The 15,618-nt window shown below is 67.4% G+C and carries 15 protein-coding genes; 6 read left to right on the plus strand and 9 right to left on the minus strand.

The genetic code is table 11. The features are described 5' to 3' along the window. From CJ177_RS28255 to CJ177_RS28265, 3 genes are all read right to left on the minus strand, one after another. Entirely contained in the window at nt 1-1,950 is a 1,950-nt protein-coding gene (locus tag CJ177_RS28255; RefSeq protein WP_095869245.1) for a M13 family metallopeptidase, read from the minus strand. A 75-nt stretch (nt 1,951-2,025) separates the two neighbouring features. Then, a complete protein-coding gene (locus tag CJ177_RS28260; RefSeq protein ID WP_095869138.1) occupies nt 2,026-2,997 on the minus strand; it encodes a protocatechuate dioxygenase in 972 nt (323 codons plus the stop codon). A 90-nt stretch (nt 2,998-3,087) separates the two neighbouring features. Then, entirely contained in the window at nt 3,088-3,852 is a 765-nt protein-coding gene (locus CJ177_RS28265; protein WP_095869139.1) for a pirin-like bicupin family protein, read from the minus strand. A gap of 344 nt (nt 3,853-4,196) precedes the next feature. On the opposite strand from CJ177_RS28265, the gene CJ177_RS28270 reads away from it, so the two are divergent. Continuing rightward, nucleotides 4,197-4,376 carry a hypothetical protein gene (locus CJ177_RS28270; RefSeq protein WP_005243850.1) on the plus strand — a complete coding sequence of 60 codons (180 nt, stop codon included), beginning with the start codon at nt 4,197-4,199 and terminating at the stop codon, nt 4,374-4,376. 63 nt (nt 4,377-4,439) lie between these two features. Here CJ177_RS28270 and couM read toward each other — a convergent pair whose 3' ends face one another. Genes couM through couN form a run of 3 tightly spaced genes read right to left on the minus strand, consistent with a single transcriptional unit; the run spans nt 4,440 to nt 6,744 of the window. Then, nucleotides 4,440-4,913, minus strand: a complete 474-nt coding sequence (gene couM, locus CJ177_RS28275; RefSeq protein ID WP_005243848.1) for a p-hydroxycinnamoyl-CoA hydratase — start codon at nt 4,911-4,913, stop codon at nt 4,440-4,442. Between the two features lie 32 nt (nt 4,914-4,945). Next, nucleotides 4,946-5,836 carry a 4-hydroxyphenyl-beta-ketoacyl-CoA hydrolase gene (couO, locus tag CJ177_RS28280; RefSeq protein ID WP_061043794.1) on the minus strand — a complete coding sequence of 297 codons (891 nt, stop codon included), beginning with the start codon at nt 5,834-5,836 and terminating at the stop codon, nt 4,946-4,948. Next, complete coding sequence (couN, locus tag CJ177_RS28285; protein WP_005243844.1) at nt 5,833-6,744, minus strand: 4-hydroxyphenyl-beta-hydroxyacyl-CoA dehydrogenase; 912 nt, start codon at nt 6,742-6,744, stop codon at nt 5,833-5,835. The genes couO and couN overlap by 4 nt, the downstream gene beginning before the upstream one ends. A gap of 114 nt (nt 6,745-6,858) precedes the next feature. Between couN and couR the strand changes: the two genes are divergently transcribed. The 5 genes from couR (at nt 6,859) to CJ177_RS28310 (ending at nt 11,961) form a co-directional block, all read left to right on the plus strand. Beyond that, nucleotides 6,859-7,299, plus strand: a complete 441-nt coding sequence (gene couR / locus CJ177_RS28290) for a MarR family transcriptional repressor CouR (protein WP_025431954.1) — start codon at nt 6,859-6,861, stop codon at nt 7,297-7,299. A 6-nt stretch (nt 7,300-7,305) separates the two neighbouring features. Continuing rightward, entirely contained in the window at nt 7,306-7,782 is a 477-nt protein-coding gene (locus tag CJ177_RS28295; RefSeq protein WP_095869140.1) for a DUF3237 domain-containing protein, read from the plus strand. Between the two features lie 6 nt (nt 7,783-7,788). Then, nucleotides 7,789-8,697 carry a LysR family transcriptional regulator gene (locus CJ177_RS28300; protein ID WP_061043795.1) on the plus strand — a complete coding sequence of 303 codons (909 nt, stop codon included), beginning with the start codon at nt 7,789-7,791 and terminating at the stop codon, nt 8,695-8,697. Between the two features lie 172 nt (nt 8,698-8,869). Further along, a complete protein-coding gene (locus CJ177_RS28305; protein ID WP_095869141.1) occupies nt 8,870-10,195 on the plus strand; it encodes an MFS transporter in 1,326 nt (441 codons plus the stop codon). Continuing rightward, nucleotides 10,192-11,961 (plus strand): CocE/NonD family hydrolase, encoded by a 1,770-nt coding sequence (locus tag CJ177_RS28310; protein ID WP_095869142.1) that lies wholly within the window; start codon nt 10,192-10,194, stop codon nt 11,959-11,961. The genes CJ177_RS28305 and CJ177_RS28310 overlap by 4 nt, the downstream gene beginning before the upstream one ends. A 43-nt stretch (nt 11,962-12,004) precedes the next feature. On the opposite strand, the gene CJ177_RS28315 is transcribed toward CJ177_RS28310, so the two are convergent. From CJ177_RS28315 to couT, 3 genes are read right to left on the minus strand one after another with little or no spacing between them, the layout of a single operon-like run. Beyond that, entirely contained in the window at nt 12,005-12,589 is a 585-nt protein-coding gene (locus CJ177_RS28315) for a DJ-1/PfpI family protein (protein ID WP_025431955.1), read from the minus strand. Between the two features lie 45 nt (nt 12,590-12,634). After that, nucleotides 12,635-14,170: a p-hydroxycinnamoyl-CoA synthetase gene (couL, locus tag CJ177_RS28320; RefSeq protein ID WP_095869143.1), complete on the minus strand. Its 1,536-nt coding sequence runs from the start codon at nt 14,168-14,170 to the stop codon at nt 12,635-12,637. 55 nt (nt 14,171-14,225) lie between these two features. Further along, nucleotides 14,226-15,554 (minus strand): p-hydroxycinnamate MFS transporter, encoded by a 1,329-nt coding sequence (gene couT / locus CJ177_RS28325; RefSeq protein WP_005243827.1) that lies wholly within the window; start codon nt 15,552-15,554, stop codon nt 14,226-14,228. Nucleotides 15,555-15,618: the final 64 nt, after the last annotated feature.

Consider the following 15,618-nt stretch of genomic DNA (forward strand, 5'->3'; position numbering starts at 1 on the left):
CTACCAGATCTTGACGCGCTCCTCCGGATCCAGATACAGGGCGTCACCCGGCTGGACGTCGAACGCGTCGTGGAACGTGTCGAGGTTGCGGATCACGCCGTTGCAGCGGAACTCCGGCGGCGAGTGCGGGTCGACGGCGAGCCGGCGGAGCGCCTCGGCGTCCCGGGCCTTGGTGCGCCACACCTGCGCCCAGCCGAAGAACACCCGCTGGAGACCGGTGAGGCCGTCGAGAACCTCGGGCTCGGACCCGTCCGTGGCGATCCGGTACGCCGCGATGGCGATGGACAGGCCACCGAGGTCGCCGATGTTCTCACCGATGGTGAACTCGCCGTTCACGCTGTGGCCGGGCAGCGCCTTCGGCTCGAACTCGTTGTACTGCTCGATCAGCGCCTTCGTGCGCTTGCCGAACTCGGTCCGGTCGTCGTCGGTCCACCAGTCGACCATGTTGCCGTCGCCGTCGTACTTGGCGCCCTGATCGTCGAAGCCGTGGCCGATCTCGTGACCGATGACGGCACCGATTCCGCCGTAGTTGGCGGCGTCGTCGGCTGCGGCGTCGAAGAACGGCGGCTGCAGAATGGCTGCGGGAAAGACGATTTCGTTCATGCCCGGGTTGTAATAGGCGTTGACCGTCTGCGGTGTCATGAACCACTCGTCGCGGTCGACGGGGCCACCGAGCTTCGCGAGGTCGCGGTCGTATTCCGCCGCGTAGCCGCTGCGGTAGTTGCCGACCAGGTCGTCGCGTGAGATGGTGACGGCCGAGTAGTCCCGCCACTTGTCGGGGTAGCCGATCTTGGGCGTGAACTTCTCCAGCTTGCGGAGCGCCGCCTGCCGTGTCTCGGGGCTCATCCAGTCCAGGTCGGAGATGTTGCGCCGGTACGCCTCCTGCAGGTTGGCGACGAGTTCCTGCATGCGGGCCTTCGCGTCGGCCGGGAAGTGGCGTTCGACGTAGAGCTTGCCGACGGCCTCGCCCAGCAGATCCTGCACCAGGGACACGCCGCGCTTCCAGCGCTCACGGATCTCCTCGGCGCCGGTCAGCGTCTTCCCGTAGAACGCGAAGTTCTCGTCGACCAGGGCCTGCGTGAGGTACGGGGCGCGGGAGCGGATGACGTTCCACGTCGCCCACGCCTTCCAGTCGTCGATGTCCTCGGACGTCCACAGCCCGGTCAGGGTGGTGAGGAAGTCGGGCTGGCGGACCACGATCTCGGCGAACTGCTCGGACGTGCCACCGAGTGCGCCGATCCACGACGACCAGTCCAACCCGGAGGGAAGCTGGTCGAGGGTGAGCAGGTTGTAGCTCAGCTCGGCGTCGCGCCGCTTCACGACGTCCCAATGACCTGCCGCGATCTTGGTTTCCAGGTCGAACACGCGCTGCGCGTCGTAGTCGACGCCGGCGAGGGCGAACATCTTCGCGATGTGCTGCACGTACGCCGCGCGGATCTCCGCGTGGTCGTCCTGGCGGTAGTACGACTCGTCGGGCAGGCCGATGCCCGACTGGCTGAAGTGGACGAGGTAGCGCTCGGAGTTCTTCGCGTCCGTGTCGACGTAGTGACCGACGGCACCGCCGACCCCGGTGCGCTGCTGGCGGCCGATGACGGCGGCGAGCGCGGAGAGGTCGGTGGCCGAGGCCACGTCGGCGAGCTCACCGGCGATCGGTGCGAGCCCCGCGGCCTCGACCACGTCCGCGTCCATGAAGCTGCCGTACAGGTCGCCGATACGCTGCGCGTCGGTCCCCGGTGCCGCGCCGGAGTCCGCCGCCTCCTCGATGATGGTCTGGACGTCGACCTCGGCCTTGTCGTACAGCGTTCGGAACGCGCCGTCGATCGCCCGGTCCGCGGGAATCTCGTAGTCGTCGATCCACTTGCCGTTCACGTGGACGAAGAGGTCGTCCTGGGCGCGGGTGTCGTTGTCGAGGTGAGTGAGGTCGATGCCGGAGCGCTGAGCCGTGGTCATGCGTTCCATCCTTACACCGTTCCGCGCCGGGAGGTCCACCACTGCGCTCAGGGCGAAACCAACTATCGGGATCGATCAGACGTCGATGCCGAGGTTGATCGCCGCGAGGTAGCCGTCCGACTGCGTGGCGACGGTCAGCCGGCCGGCGTCGTTGTAGATGCTGTCGGTGGAGTTGTTCACGTTGTTCTCCCGTCCGGTGTGATCGGAGTACGGCGCGGTCGCGTACACCTCGTCGAGCAGGGCCTCGTCGAAGAACAGCTGGGTGGTGAGCACCGTCTTCTTGTCGATGTGCACCTTGAGATGGATGTGGGTGGTCCGGCTGATGTACCAGCCGGGGAAGACGGTGGTGAACTGGGCGATGCCGTTCGCGTCCGTGGTCTGGGCGCCGCGCAGGTAGGTGCCGTCGTCCGTGGTCGTGGCCTCGCTGTCGCCGACGCTGTAGGACCCGTCGGACGTCTCACCCGAACCGCCGGACATGTCGCCGCCGGGACCACCCGGTCCGGGCCCACCTGCGCCACCGGGACCACCGGCCGGGGGCTGGCCGCCACCGGGTCCGCCTGCCGGCGGCGCGCCTGCGGGGGCGTCGTTGCCGCTGAGGTCGGCGGCCTTGGAACCCGACTCGAAGCCGGAGTACACACCGCCCGCGTCGCAGTGCCAGATCTCCACGATCGCATTGCTGACCACCGCGGCGGACCCGTCCGCGGAGCAGTTCGTCAGGTCCTGCACCCGCAGTGCGAGCTGCAGCTTCGTGCCCGGCCGGTCTTCGCGGATGTCGCTGCGGATGGAGTCGACGTCGAACCAGTACGGTCCCTGCGTCTCCTCGACGGCCAGGACGCACTGCGGTGCCTGGTCGAGCAGGGCGGTCACCGTGTCGGCGCTCGTCGTGGCGCTGGATGCGGCTGCGGTCGACGTGGCCGACGCCGACGTGCTGCCGCTCCCGTTCCCGGTGCAGGCGGCGATGAGCCCACCCAGACTCACCGTTCCACCGACCGCCAGTGCGCGTCGGCGGCTGATGCGCAGACGGCTCTTCTCGACGTCCTTGTTCACAATGTGTACCTCTCCATGATCGGGCTGTGACCCGATCGTGGCGCACGAACCTGCACGCAGCGTGCCGTCCGGCTGTGAACTTGCTGGGAATCAGCCGCCGAGGCGGGCGTGCATCTCCCAGACGAGGACCTCGGCGCCGGTGTGCGAGGTGACCTGCTGGCCACCGGAGGCGCTCAGCCGGACGGCGTCCCCCTCGTACAGGGTGCCGACGCCCGCCATCTCCGCGGTGCCCCGGGCGACGAAGACGTGGAGGAACGGCGCTTCGGGAAGGGTCACCGGTGCGCCGGGGAAGAGTCGCGCGACATGCAGGGCCGCGTGCCTGTTGTTGATCCGGATCGCCGAATTGTCCTTGTATTCCGGCATTCCGGACGCAACGGGCACCAGCCCGCCCTTGAGGATCTCGTCCTCGATCTCGAGTTGTTCGTAGCTCGGAGTGAGGCCGGCTTCGTCGGGTACCACCCACATCTGGACGAAATGCACCGGCTCATGGTGCTGCTCACCCTCGAGGCGCCAGCTGTCGTTCTTTTCTGAATGCATGATGCCCTTGCCTGCGCTCATGCGTTGCGCAAGGCCGGGATAGATGATGCCGGAGTGGCCGATCGAATCCTGATGCACGAGCGAGCCGCGCAGCACCCACGTGACGATCTCCATGTCCTTGTGCGGATGCGTGTCGAATCCCTGACCGGGGAGCACGGTGTCGTCGTTGTTCACGAGGAGCAGCCCGTGGTGGGTGTTGTCGGGGTCGTAGTGCTGGCCGAAGGAGAACGAATGTTTCGAATCCAACCAGGAAATCTTGGTTTTCAGCCGATCGCCGGCACGATGAACATAGACGTGAGGTGTGGTGACTGCTGGCATATCGGTCCTCCTTCGGGTGGTACCCGGTCCAGAGTACGAGGTGCCGGCTGTGGGTACTCGCAAGACGGTGTCGATTGTGCATCGAATTCATCGCCTGTCGGCAGCGGTGGAGGGCCCGCGTCGAAGACGAAATGGGGCTGCGCAGTGCGACATTGGAGTACCGAGCGCTCGTAAGACGGTGTTCGGCAACAGCTTTCATCGACGGTGAGAAAAGCGTGAAAGACGGGCGTCCAGTTCGTGCCGCCGCGAATGCCCGCTTCGACCGGGCCCGCGGCGTACAGTTCGAATTGTGCGTCCGGAAGTCGCAGGATTTGCGGCACGTCGCACACAGCGGAAGGAGCGTGATGAAGGCGAATTCGGATCGACACGATCAGCACCTCCCCGAGCACCAGCGGATCGCAGACCTCGTCGACGACATGGAAGACCGGCTGGTGGCCGAGCGCGAGGCGAAGGGAATCGCGGGCAACGCGTCCGAGCGGAAGCAGGCTGAACAGGTCGAGCCCGACGACCAGGCTCCCGAGTAGTGCGGCTTCGCCGCCCGTGAGTACTTGTCAACCGCGGGCGGTTGACAAGTACTCACGGGCGGGTCACTCGAAGAAGCGGTACACGGCCTCGACGACTACCGCGGGACGCTCGCTGCCCTCGAGTTCGATCTGCCCGGCGACGGTCACCTGGACGCCGCCCTTGGGCAGTTCCTCGACGGACTGCAGCGTCGCGTTCAAGCGGACGCGTCCTTCCGCGGGCACGGGGTTGGTGAATCGGACCTTGTTGAGACCGTAATTGACGGCCATGGTCACGCTGTCGACGGTCAGTACCTCGTCCCACATGGGGATGATCAGCGACAACGTGAGGTAGCCGTGGGCGATGGGCCCGCCGAACGGGCTCTCCGCCGTGGCGCGCTCGGGGTCGACGTGAATCCACTGGTGATCGTCGGTGGCGTCGGCGAATGTGTTGATCCGCTGCTGGGGGATGTCGATCCACGAGCTGGTGCCCAGCGACTGGCCCTCGAGTGCGGCGAGGTCGGCCAGGGTGGCGACGCGGGTGGTGGTTGCGGTGGTCACGATAAGTCTCCTGGTGGTTCGGTGAGGCCGGGTCAGTGCTTGATGCCGAGAACGCGCAGCGCGTTCTGCTTGAAGATCAGGGGCGCGACCTCGGGTTTGATGTCGAGGTTCTCGAAGTCCTTCATCCAGCGGTCGACCTGGATGACGGGGAAGTCGGAGCCGAACAGCACCTTGCCGCGGAGCATGCTGTTGGCGGCCTTGACCAGCTGCGGCGGGAAGTACTTCGGCGACCACCCGGACAGGTCGATGAAGACGTTCGCCTTGTGGGTGGCGATGGAGATCTGCGAGTCGACCCACGGCACCGACGGGTGGGCCATGATCACGGTGAGGTCGGGAAAGTCGGCGGCGACGTCGTCGAGCAGCATCGGGTCGGAGTAGCGCAGTTTGATGCCGTGCCCGCCGGGCAGCCCGGCGCCGATCCCGGTCTGACCGGTGTGGAACAGGGCGGGGACCCCGGCCTCGGTGATGGCCTCGTAGAGCGGGTAGAACTGCCGGTCGTTCGGTTCGAAGCCCTGCATGCTGGGGTGGAACTTGAACCCCTTCACGCCGAACTCGTCGACGAGCCGGTGCACGCGCCGCACGGCGGCCTTGCCCTGCCAGGGGTCGACGGACCCGAACGGTATCAGGACGTCGTTGTGGCGGGCCGCGCCCTCGGCGATCTCCTCGACCGAGTTGGCGGCGTGTCCGCTGGCCGAGGCCGCGTCGACGGTGAACACGACCGCGGCCATGTTGCGCGAGCGGTAGTGATCGGCGATCGCGTCGATGGACGGGGTGCGTTCCTCGCCGGACTTGAAGTACTTCTCCGAGGCGGCCATCAGTTCGTCGTCGAGGGACCGGTGCCCGCAGCCGTCGATCTCGACGTGGGTGTGGATGTCGATGGCGTCGATCTTGTCGAAGTCGATGCCGTACTCGTAGCGGCTCACTTCGCCATCAGCTCCTCGGGAAATTCCTCGCCGACGGACTGGACGGCGTCGCCGAACGTGCCGGTCCACTGAGCCGCGATGTCGTCGGCCGACCAGCCGCCGTCGTGGTACTCGACCGCGGTCAGGTCGGGGTGCGACCACAGCGCGAGGCGGTCGCCACCGACGGCGAAGGCCTGGCCGGTGATCTCGGCGGCCGCGTCGGACGCGAGGAACGAGATGATGCCTGCGGCGTCCTCGGGGGTGCCCAGGCCCACGTCGCGGCGGATGATGTCGGGGAGCGGCTCGCCATTCTTCATGCCCTCGATGTAGGGGGCGAGGAACGGGACGGTCTCGGTCATCGCGGTCGCGGCGACGGGGCAGACGGCGTTGGCGGTGATGCCCGCGCGCTGTAGTTCCATCGCCCAGGTGCGGACCATGCCGACGATGCCGGACTTGGCGCCCGAGTAGTTGGTCTGCCCGAAGTTGCCGCGCTGGCCGGCAGGGGAGCCGATGCAGATGATGCGACCACCGTCGCCCTGTTCGCGGAACTTCAGGACGGCTTCGCGGACGCACGTGAACGTGCCGCGCAGATGCACGTTGATCACTGCGTCGAAGTCGTCGTCGGTCATCTTCCACAGCACCTTGTCGCGGAGGATGCCGGCATTGGTGACCATGACGTCGAGGCGTCCGAATGCGTCGATCGCGCCGGCGACCAGCTTCTGGGCGGTTTCGGTGCTGCCGACCGGGGCGACGACGGCGACTGCCCGGCCGCCCGCGGCGGTGATCTCGGCGACGGCGGCGTCGGCGGTGGCCTGGTTGACGTCGTTGATCACGACTGCGGCGCCGTGCCGCACGAGGTCCTTGGCGTAGGCCAGTCCGAGGCCCTGTCCGCTGCCGGTGACTACGGCGACTTTGTTGCTGAGGTCCATGTCGCGATTCTCCTAAGGTCGTGTTCGCTGAATCACACGTAATCATTGATGATTGAGAATGTCAATGATTAAGATCTGCTACTCTACCGGCAATCATCAGAAGGGGGTCGTCGCATGGCAGAGTCGCAGGCGTTATCGGACGACATCGGGTTCCTGCTCTCGCGCGTCGGCGGAATGGTGCTGGGCGCGGTGAACAAGGCCCTCGTTCCCACGGGTCTGCGGGTGCGCTCCTATTCGGTTCTGGTCCTCGCCTGTGAGCAGGCCGAGGGCGTCAACCAGCGCGGAGTGGCCGCCACCATGGGGCTCGACCCCAGTCAGATCGTGGGCCTGGTCGACGAACTCGAGGAACGCGGACTCGTCGTGCGCACCCTCGACCCCTCGGATCGTCGCAACAAACTGATCGCTGCCACCGACGAGGGGCGCCGACTCCGCGACGACGCCAAGGCGCGTGTCGACGCCGCGCACGGACGCTACTTCGAGGGCATCCCCGACACGGTCGTGAATCAGATGCGGGACACGTTGCAGAGCATCGCCTTTCCCACCTTCGTCGAGTAGGGCACGATGACCGAGCTCCTCGCCCCGGCCCCGCCCGGCATGTCGTTCCTCGCCACGTTCGTCGTGGAGGTGGCCGAGCCGGTGGAGATCGGGTCCACGCCCGAAGGCACACGGCGCATCATCCCCATCGTCGGTGGCCGGGTCGAGGGCCCCGAGCTACGGGGCACCGTGCTGCCGGTAGGGGCGGACTTCCAGCTGCTCAGCTCGTCCACGCTCACCGAACTCGAGGCCAGGTACGCCATCGAGACCGACGACGGCGACCGCATCTACGTCACCAACTTCGGGCTGCGCTCGGGTACCGCCGAAGACATCGCCCGGTTGGTCGAGGGCGAGCCCGTGCCACCCGAGCGCATCTACTTCCGCTGCACCCCACGGCTCACCGCCGCCGAGGGCCGGTGGTCGTGGCTGCGCTCGCGGATCCTCGTCGGCACCGGCGAACGCCTCCCCGGCGAGGTGCGTCTCACGGTGTTCGTGGTGGACTGACCGGCAGTGGAGATCCGCTGGATGAAGTCGTTCGTCGCGGTCGCCGAGGAACTCAACTACGGCCGGGCGGCCGAGGTGCTGCACATCGCGCAACCGGCCGTGAGTCAGCAAGTGCAGCAACTCGAGAAGCGCCTCGGCGTGAAACTGTTCGACCGCACCACGCGATCGGTCCGGCTCACCGCGGCGGGGGAGCGCTTCCTGCAGCCGTGCAAGGACGCGCTCGCCGGAATCGACCGCGCCGTCGATGCCGCGGTGATCGCGGATCCGGCGGTCGAGGGTCGCGTCCGGGTCGGGTTCAGCGGCGCCTACGGGCAGACCGAATTGTCCTCTCTGGCACGGTCGGTGCGCCGTCGGTACCCGCTGATCGATCTCGTCCTCGAGGGGGCGACGGTCAGTGGCCAGATCCTCGACGAAATCTGGGAGGGGCAACTCGACCTCGGGATCGTCTCGGACGCGGTGTCTCACCCCCATGTGCTCACGCGGCAGATCTCGGTGGAGTACCTCAGTGCACTGCTCCCGAGCGATCACCCACTCGCCACACGGGAGTCGATCGACCTCGCCGAACTGCGCGACGAAACGTTCGTCGCGAATCCCGCCGCCACCGGGTCCACGCTCCGCCGCGATCTGCTCGCCGCGTGCCGGGATGCCGGGTTCACGCCGAACATCGTGCAGGAGACCACCGACGGCATCGTGCTGACCGCCCTCGTCGCGGCCGGGGTCGGTGTGGCGCTCGTGCCGGGTGACGTCCAGACGTATCCCAATCGGGTGGTGCTCGTTCCCCTCGACGCCGGCCGATACGAAGTCCGGGCCGCGCTGGCCTGGTCCGACCGTCCCGTATCGCCCGTCGTGCAGACGGTTCTCGACCTCGCCGCCGAGGTGCTGCCGTCGCCGGGCGCCGCCCCCGACGAGCAATAACGATCGCTTATCAATCGGTGCCGATACTGCTCTTGGACGGTGATCGGTTTCTTTGGCAGAGTCTCCTTCGGCGGCAGCGGATGTGACCTGGACAACTCCGATCCCCGGTGCCGCACCCGCCTCGAGGCCTCTCCGAACTCCCGGATGCCCTTCACATTCAGGTAGGAACCACATGACTTCCACATTCGACGGCCGCGACGTACGCGCCGACACGAGCGTCCGGTCGCCCCACGCGCGCCGGGCAGCCCTGGCCTCCTTCGTGGGCAGCACACTCGAGTACTACGACTTCTTCATCTACGCCTCCTTCTCCGCGCTGGCGTTCAACACCCTGTTCTTCCCGGATCTCGGTTCGTTCTGGGGGACCATCGTGTCGATGGCGACCATCGGGATCGGGTACGTCGTCCGGCCTCTCGCAGCCCTCGTCTTCGGGCACTTCGGGGACACCCTCGGCCGCAAGCGGATGCTGGTGGTGACGCTCGTGATGATGGGCGTGGCCACGTCGCTCATCGGCTGCCTGCCGACGTACGGGGCGATCGGCGTCGCGGCGCCGATCCTGCTGGTGCTGCTCCGGGCCGTCCAGGGTGCGTCGGCGGCGGGCGAGTCGGCGGGTGCCGCGTCCCTGGCGCTCGAACACGCACCCGCCGATCGCCGGGCGCTTGCGGCGAGCTGGGTGAACACCGGCGCCGCCGCGGGAATGCTGCTGGCATCGCTGGTCGTCCTCGTGTTCTCCGGACTGCCCGAGGACGCCTTCCTCAGCTGGGGATGGCGTATCCCGTTCCTGCTCAGCATCTTCGTCGCACTCGCCGGGCTCGTCATCCGCCGGATGCTGCCGGAGAGCGAGGTGTTCGAGGCGGCCGTGTCGACCGACGAACCCAAGGAGATGCCGGCGAAGGTGATCTTCCGCGACCACTGGCCGAGCGTGCTGCGGGTCGTGGGTTGCGGCCTGTTCGCGGTGGTCTCCACCATCTTCAGCGCCTTCGCCCTGTCGTGGGGCACCCACGAGGCCGGTGTGTCCCGGACCGTCATGGTCGGCGCGACCGTGCTCACCGCCGCACTCGCGCTCGTGGCCCAGCCCGCCGCGGGGATCCTCGCCGACCGGATCGGACGCAAGCCGATCTTCATCACCGGCAATCTCGTCTGCGCCGTCGCCATCTCCGGATTCTTCTGGGCGGTCAGCCAGCGTTCGACGGCCCTGATCCTGATCACCGCGTGCGTCGTGATGGTGGCCGGCTACTCGCTCGTCAACGCCGTCGGTCCCGCGCTGTACGCCGAGATGTTCGAGACGCGCATCCGGTATTCGGGCATGGCGATCTCCGGGCAGCTGGCGCTGGTGGCCACCGGATTCGCCCCCACCATCGCCGCGGCGCTCGTCCGGCCCGGACCGAACGGCTGGATTCCGGTGGCCGTATTCACCGCGTGCTGCTGCCTGGTCAGCGCGCTCACCACGCTCACGGTCCGCGAAACCTACCGGACCAGCACCACCGAACTCGGCAAATGACCGCACTCCCGTCGAAAGTGACCGAACCTGTGAAACACGATGTACTGATCGAGAACGACGTCGAGGCGACGATGCGGGACGGGGTGGTTCTGCGATCGACCGTGTACCGCCCGAACGGATCCGGACGCTTCCCGGTTCTGCTCACCCGCACCCCGTACGGCCGCGACCTGTCCGTGAACTCGGGCTACCTCAACCCCACCACCGTCGCGGCCGCCGGATTCGTCGTGATCATGCAGGACGTCCGTGGCAGATTCGGCTCGGACGGCGACTTCGTGCCGTCCGAGAACGAAGGTCCGGACGGTTACGACACGGTGCAGTGGGCCGCCGAACTGCCGTACTCGACCGGCGCCGTGGGCATGTGGGGACGGTCGTACTTCGCCGAAACCCAGTGGCGTGCAGCCCAGGAGAAGCCGCCGGCCCTGCGCGGCATCGCCCCGGGCATCTCCGCAGGCGGCAATGCGCGGTCCGGTGGACTCGTGCGCGGCGGCGCGGTGGAATTCGGTGCCCGGCTCGGGTGGGGGCACTACTCGGCCGGACCGGCCGAGATCGCGAAGCTGTCCCGGACCGATCCCGTCCGCGCGGAACGCGAGTGGAAGTCGTGGGCGCGGATCGATCGGGCGATGTCCGAGGACACGTTCCTGGACATCCTGCCCGTCCGCGACATGGCGGCCGACGCCCCGGCATTCTTCGCGTCGCCGATCGTCGAATCGCTGGGATTCCCGATCGATCACCCCACCCGCGACCTGTGGGACAGCGCCAGCGACCGGGCCGTCGACCTCCCCTCGCTGCACATCGGGGGGTGGTACGACATCTTCGTGAACAGCACCCTCGACCAGTACTTCGGCCAACTGGCGCACAGTGATTCCGGTGCGGCCCCCGCGCCGTACCTGATCGTGGGCCCGTGGAGTCACACCAACTTCTCCGGGCTCGGTGGCTCGGTGGTGTTCGGCAGTCCCGCCAACCAGGCGGTGCTCGACTCGGGGCAGGACCTGTCGTCGGTTCATGCGCAGTGGTACGCGTCGGTGCTCGGCGACGAGGAACCCGACATGCCCCGCGTCCGGATCTTCGTGATGGGGGAAAACCGGTGGCGGACGTACGACCGCTTCCCGGAACCCGCGCGGACGGCCGAACTCTTCCTGGCTCCCGGCGGAACCCTCGTCGCGGAAGCGGAGGGGACCGACGGGTGCGTCGACTACGACTACGACCCGGCGGATCCGGTGCCGACGGTCGGAGGGGCGACGATGATGCCGGGAACGTTCGCGCCCGGCGCACTGGAACAGAGCCGCGTCGAATCCCGCGACGACGTCCTCGTGTTCACCGGTGAGGCACTCACCGAGCCGTTGACGGTGATCGGCCGGGTGTCCGCGACGCTGTTCGCGTCGTCCAGTGCGGTCGACACCGATTTCGTCGTGCGACTGTGCCGGGTGACCGCGGACGGCACGTCGATCACCCTCACCGACGGCATGGTCCGGGCCCGCTACCGCGACTCCTACCGGACCCCCGGGACGTATACATCCGCCGAACCGAGCCTGCTCGTGCCCGGAGAGGTGTACGAGTACGCGATCGACCTGTGGTCCACGGCCGTCACCTTCCAGCCGGGTGAGCGGATCCGGGTCCACGTGACGTCCAGCAACCATCCCCGCTGGGACCGCAACCTGAACACCGGCGAATCTGCGTACGAATCATCGGAATTCGTGGTCGCCCACCAGACCGTGCACACGGGGGAGCGTTACCCCAGCCGCGTGTCGCTCTCCGTGGTGCGCTGACGCGCCCGTGAGTACTTGTCAACCGCGGGCGGTTAACAAGTACTCACAGGGGGCGAGGGTCGTACTGGATATAGCGGCGCACCTCGCGCGCCCGCTCCGCTCCGGCGAAGCGGGCGACGAGGTGCAGTGCCATGTCGATACCCGCGGAGACACCGGCCGACGTGATCACGGCGCCGTCGTCGACGAACCGATCGTCCGGGCGCACGTCGATGGTCGGATCGATCTCCGCCAGCAACGCCAACGACGCCCAATGCGTCGTAGCCGGCCTGCCTTTCAGCAGGCCGGCTTTCGCGTAGACCAGGGAACCCGTGCACACGCTGGTCATCAACGGAACGACGGCGCGCTGCCGGCGCACCCAGTCGAGATGGGCGTCGTCTAGCAGTTGGGGCCGCGTGCCCTGACCGCCGGGATGGAGCAGCACGGCGAGGGGCGGCGCGTCGGCATGGGAATGATGAGCGCCCAGGACGAGGCCCTTGGCGCACTGCACACTCCCGCCCGACGCGGAGAGGCAGGACACGGCGTATCCGTCGTCTGGGTACATGCGCGTCCACGCGGACAGCACCTCCCACGGCCCGACGGCGTCCAACTCCTCGACGCCGTCGAACAACACGATCCCGATGTGCTTCATTCCATAATGCAAGCACGCTCGTGAGTACTTGTTAACCGCCCGCGGTCAAGAAGTACTCACAGGCTGCGAAGCGGCAAGCTTGCGCAGGTCGGGCTTGCGGATCTTGCCGGTGGCGGTGCGGGGGAGTGCCTCCGCGATCTGGATGAACGTGGGAATCTTGAAGCCCGCGAGCTTTTCTCGCAGCCGGGCGCGAACCGTCTCCTCGTCGAGTGTCGTGCCGTCGGCGGCGACGACGAAGGCCATACCGGTCTCGCCCCACTTCTCGTGGGGGACACCGATGACCGCCGCCTCCCGGATGCCCTCCAGTCTCAGCAGAGCCGCCTCGACCTCGGCGGGGTAGACGTTCTCGCCGCCGGAGATGTACATGTCCTTGTAGCGGTCGCAGATGAAGAGGAAACCTTCGTCGTCGAAGTAGCCGGCGTCGCCGGTGTGCAGCCAGCCGTCGACGATCGTGCGGGCGGTCGCCTCGGGCTGATTCAGGTAGCCGAGCATCACGTTCGGGCCCTTGGCGACGATTTCGCCGATCTCGTGCGGTTCGGCGCTCGACCCGTCGGGACGCACGACGTCGACGTCGGTGAAGAACGTCCGCTTGCCGGCGGACCCGATCTTGCTGCGCACGTCCGCGCTCGACAGCATGGTGACCGAGGGCGCGGTTTCCGTCAGGCCGTACGCCTGCGTGATCGCGACGTCACGGTCCTGCCACGGGGAGATCAACGCTTCGGGCAGGGGAGCCCCCGCAACGCAGATGGCCCGCAGGCTGGACAGGTCGGCGTCCGCGAACCGGGGGTGGTGCCACAGTTCCTGGATCATCGTGGGGACCGCGAAGAACGTGGTGATGCGTTCCTTCTCGATCGTGTCGAGCACGACGCCGGCATCGAACTTGCGCAGCAGCACCACGGTGCCGCCGTTGAGCAGCGTCGGTGTGACGGCGCCGCCGATCCCGCCGATGTGGAACAGCGGCGCCACCGACAGCGTGCGTTCCTTCGACGTCATGTCCTGGGCGAGAAGCTGGTTCAGCGCGTTCCACAGCATGTTGCCGTGGCTGAGCATGACGCCCTTCGGTGCGCCGGTGGTGCCCGACGAGTACATCAGCACGGACAGGTCGTCGAGGCCCACCTGCTCGTCGATGCGGGTGTCCGGCCGCCCGGCGTGCACGCCCTCGTACGTGTGGGTGGACCACGAGGCGCCCAGGCCGATCCAGGTGGTGACCGGGGTGTCCGACTGCGCCAGCTCCTGCGCGACGTCGGCCTGCTGATCGCCGAAGATCACTGTGGTGCAGCGTGAATCGCCGAGCACGTAGCGGGCTTCCTCGGCGGTGAGGCGTGCGTTGAGCGGGAGATACGTGGCGCCGAGCAGCCCGGCCGCGAACATCACCTCGAGCGCCGCCGGGTCGTTGAAACCGAAGAAGCCGACGCAGTCACCCTTCTCGACGCCGAGGGCGCGCAGGCCGTGGGCGAGTCGGCGGGTCCGCAGGGCCATCTCCTCGTACGTGACGGCCCGTCCGTCGAAGACGAGCGCCTCGTTCTTCGGCGTCATGGTGATGCGGCGCTCGAGCCACGAGCCGATGCCTTCGTTGTCCATGGTGACTCCTCGTTCTCTTCGAAACTACTCTCGAGCTTGTGGCGGGATGGGTGTGTCAGGCCGACGGGGTCTCGGCGCTCAGGTCGTTGTCCTTGCTCTCCTTCGTCGCGACGAGGAAGACGGCGCTGACCACGCACAGTGCGATGATGAACAACCCGACCGGGAGGATCGACTTGCCGGACGACGCGAACAGCGACGCCAGGATGACGGGGGTGAATCCCGCGCCGATGAGGGTGGCCAGCTGGTATCCGAGCGACGCTCCGGTGTAGCGCGCCCGGGTGCCGAACTGCTCGGAGATGAACGCGGCCATCGGCCCGTAGGTGGCCGAGTGGCAGAGGGTGTAGCCGACGAAGGCGAGCGCGATGAACAGGAACTCTCCCGTGCTGAGCAGCAGGAACAGTGGGTAGACGCTGAGGATCATCGCGCCGAGTCCCGCGAGCATGACCGGCCGGCGGCCGATCCGGTCGGACAGTCGCGCCGATCCGAGGACCAGGAAGATCGCGCAGAACTGGCAGAAGGAGAACGCCAGCAGCGCGTCGGACCGCGGGGCGCCGCTCGACACGGCGTAGGTGATGGCGAATGTGGTGAATGCGGTCTGCATTCCGAAGCTCGCGATGCAGCTCATCGACGCCACGACGACCGCGCGGGGCCGCTTCAGGATGGTGACGATGGGCGGGGTGGTCTCCTTCTTCGCCGATTCCTTCAGCGCTGCCGTGAACAGCGGGCTCTCCGACACCTTGGACCGGATGAACAGGCCGAGGGCCAGCATGAACGCCGAGATCAGGAACGGGATGCGCCAGCCCCACGTCAGGAACTGCTCGTCGGGCAGGAGCGACACGGCCGCCAGCGCGAGTGTGCCGAGCAGTGCGCCGGTGGGGGCGCCCGCGTTGGTGAACGCCGCGGCGAATCCGCGTTTGCCGGATTCGGCGTGCTCGAGCGACATCAGCGCTGCGCCACCCCATTCGCCGCCGACGGCGAGTCCCTGGCAGACGCGGAGGAGGACGAGGATCACCGCGGCCCAGGAGCCGATCATCTCCGGCGGGGGAATGAGCCCGATCGCGAACGACGCGATGCCCATGACGGTCATCGAGATCAGCAGCATGGCCTTGCGGCCGACGGTGTCCCCGAAGTGACCGAAGACGATTCCGCCCAGGGGGCGCGCGACGTAGCCGGCGGCGAACGTTCCCATCGACGCGATGCTCGCGGCCAGAGGGTCGAGATCGGCGAAGAACACCGGGCCGAAGACGAGGGACGCTGCGGTGGCGTAGAGCAGGAAGTCGTAGAACTCGATGGTGCTGCCCAGGTAGCTCGACAGGATTACCCTGCGAACTTCCTTCTTGCGTTGGGTGGCCGACATGGTGCCGGCGGTGGCGGTGACCGTCATCGATACTCCTTGGCCGAGCGTGGGACAACAGAGCGGATCGCGTGTGTAGCGCGGATCACAATTA

The sequence above is a fragment of the Rhodococcus sp. ACPA1 genome (assembly GCF_002300195.1).
GTDB classification, from domain to species: Bacteria; Actinomycetota; Actinomycetes; order Mycobacteriales; family Mycobacteriaceae; genus Rhodococcus_F; species Rhodococcus_F opacus.

Coding starts and splice junctions, on each gene's coding strand:
- CJ177_RS28305 (WP_095869141.1), top strand. CDS start 8,870: ATGACTTCCACATTCGACGGCCGCGACGTACGCGCCGACACGAGCGTC.
- CJ177_RS28265 (WP_095869139.1), bottom strand. CDS start 3,852: ATGCCAGCAGTCACCACACCTCACGTCTATGTTCATCGTGCCGGCGAT.
- couL (WP_095869143.1), bottom strand. CDS start 14,170: ATGGACAACGAAGGCATCGGCTCGTGGCTCGAGCGCCGCATCACCATG.
- couR (WP_025431954.1), top strand. CDS start 6,859: ATGGCAGAGTCGCAGGCGTTATCGGACGACATCGGGTTCCTGCTCTCG.
- couN (WP_005243844.1), bottom strand. CDS start 6,744: ATGGACCTCAGCAACAAAGTCGCCGTAGTCACCGGCAGCGGACAGGGC.
- CJ177_RS28255 (WP_095869245.1), bottom strand. CDS start 1,950: ATGACCACGGCTCAGCGCTCCGGCATCGACCTCACTCACCTCGACAAC.
- CJ177_RS28310 (WP_095869142.1), top strand. CDS start 10,192: ATGACCGCACTCCCGTCGAAAGTGACCGAACCTGTGAAACACGATGTA.
- CJ177_RS28295 (WP_095869140.1), top strand. CDS start 7,306: ATGACCGAGCTCCTCGCCCCGGCCCCGCCCGGCATGTCGTTCCTCGCC.
- CJ177_RS28270 (WP_005243850.1), top strand. CDS start 4,197: ATGAAGGCGAATTCGGATCGACACGATCAGCACCTCCCCGAGCACCAG.
- CJ177_RS28315 (WP_025431955.1), bottom strand. CDS start 12,589: ATGAAGCACATCGGGATCGTGTTGTTCGACGGCGTCGAGGAGTTGGAC.
- couT (WP_005243827.1), bottom strand. CDS start 15,554: ATGACGGTCACCGCCACCGCCGGCACCATGTCGGCCACCCAACGCAAG.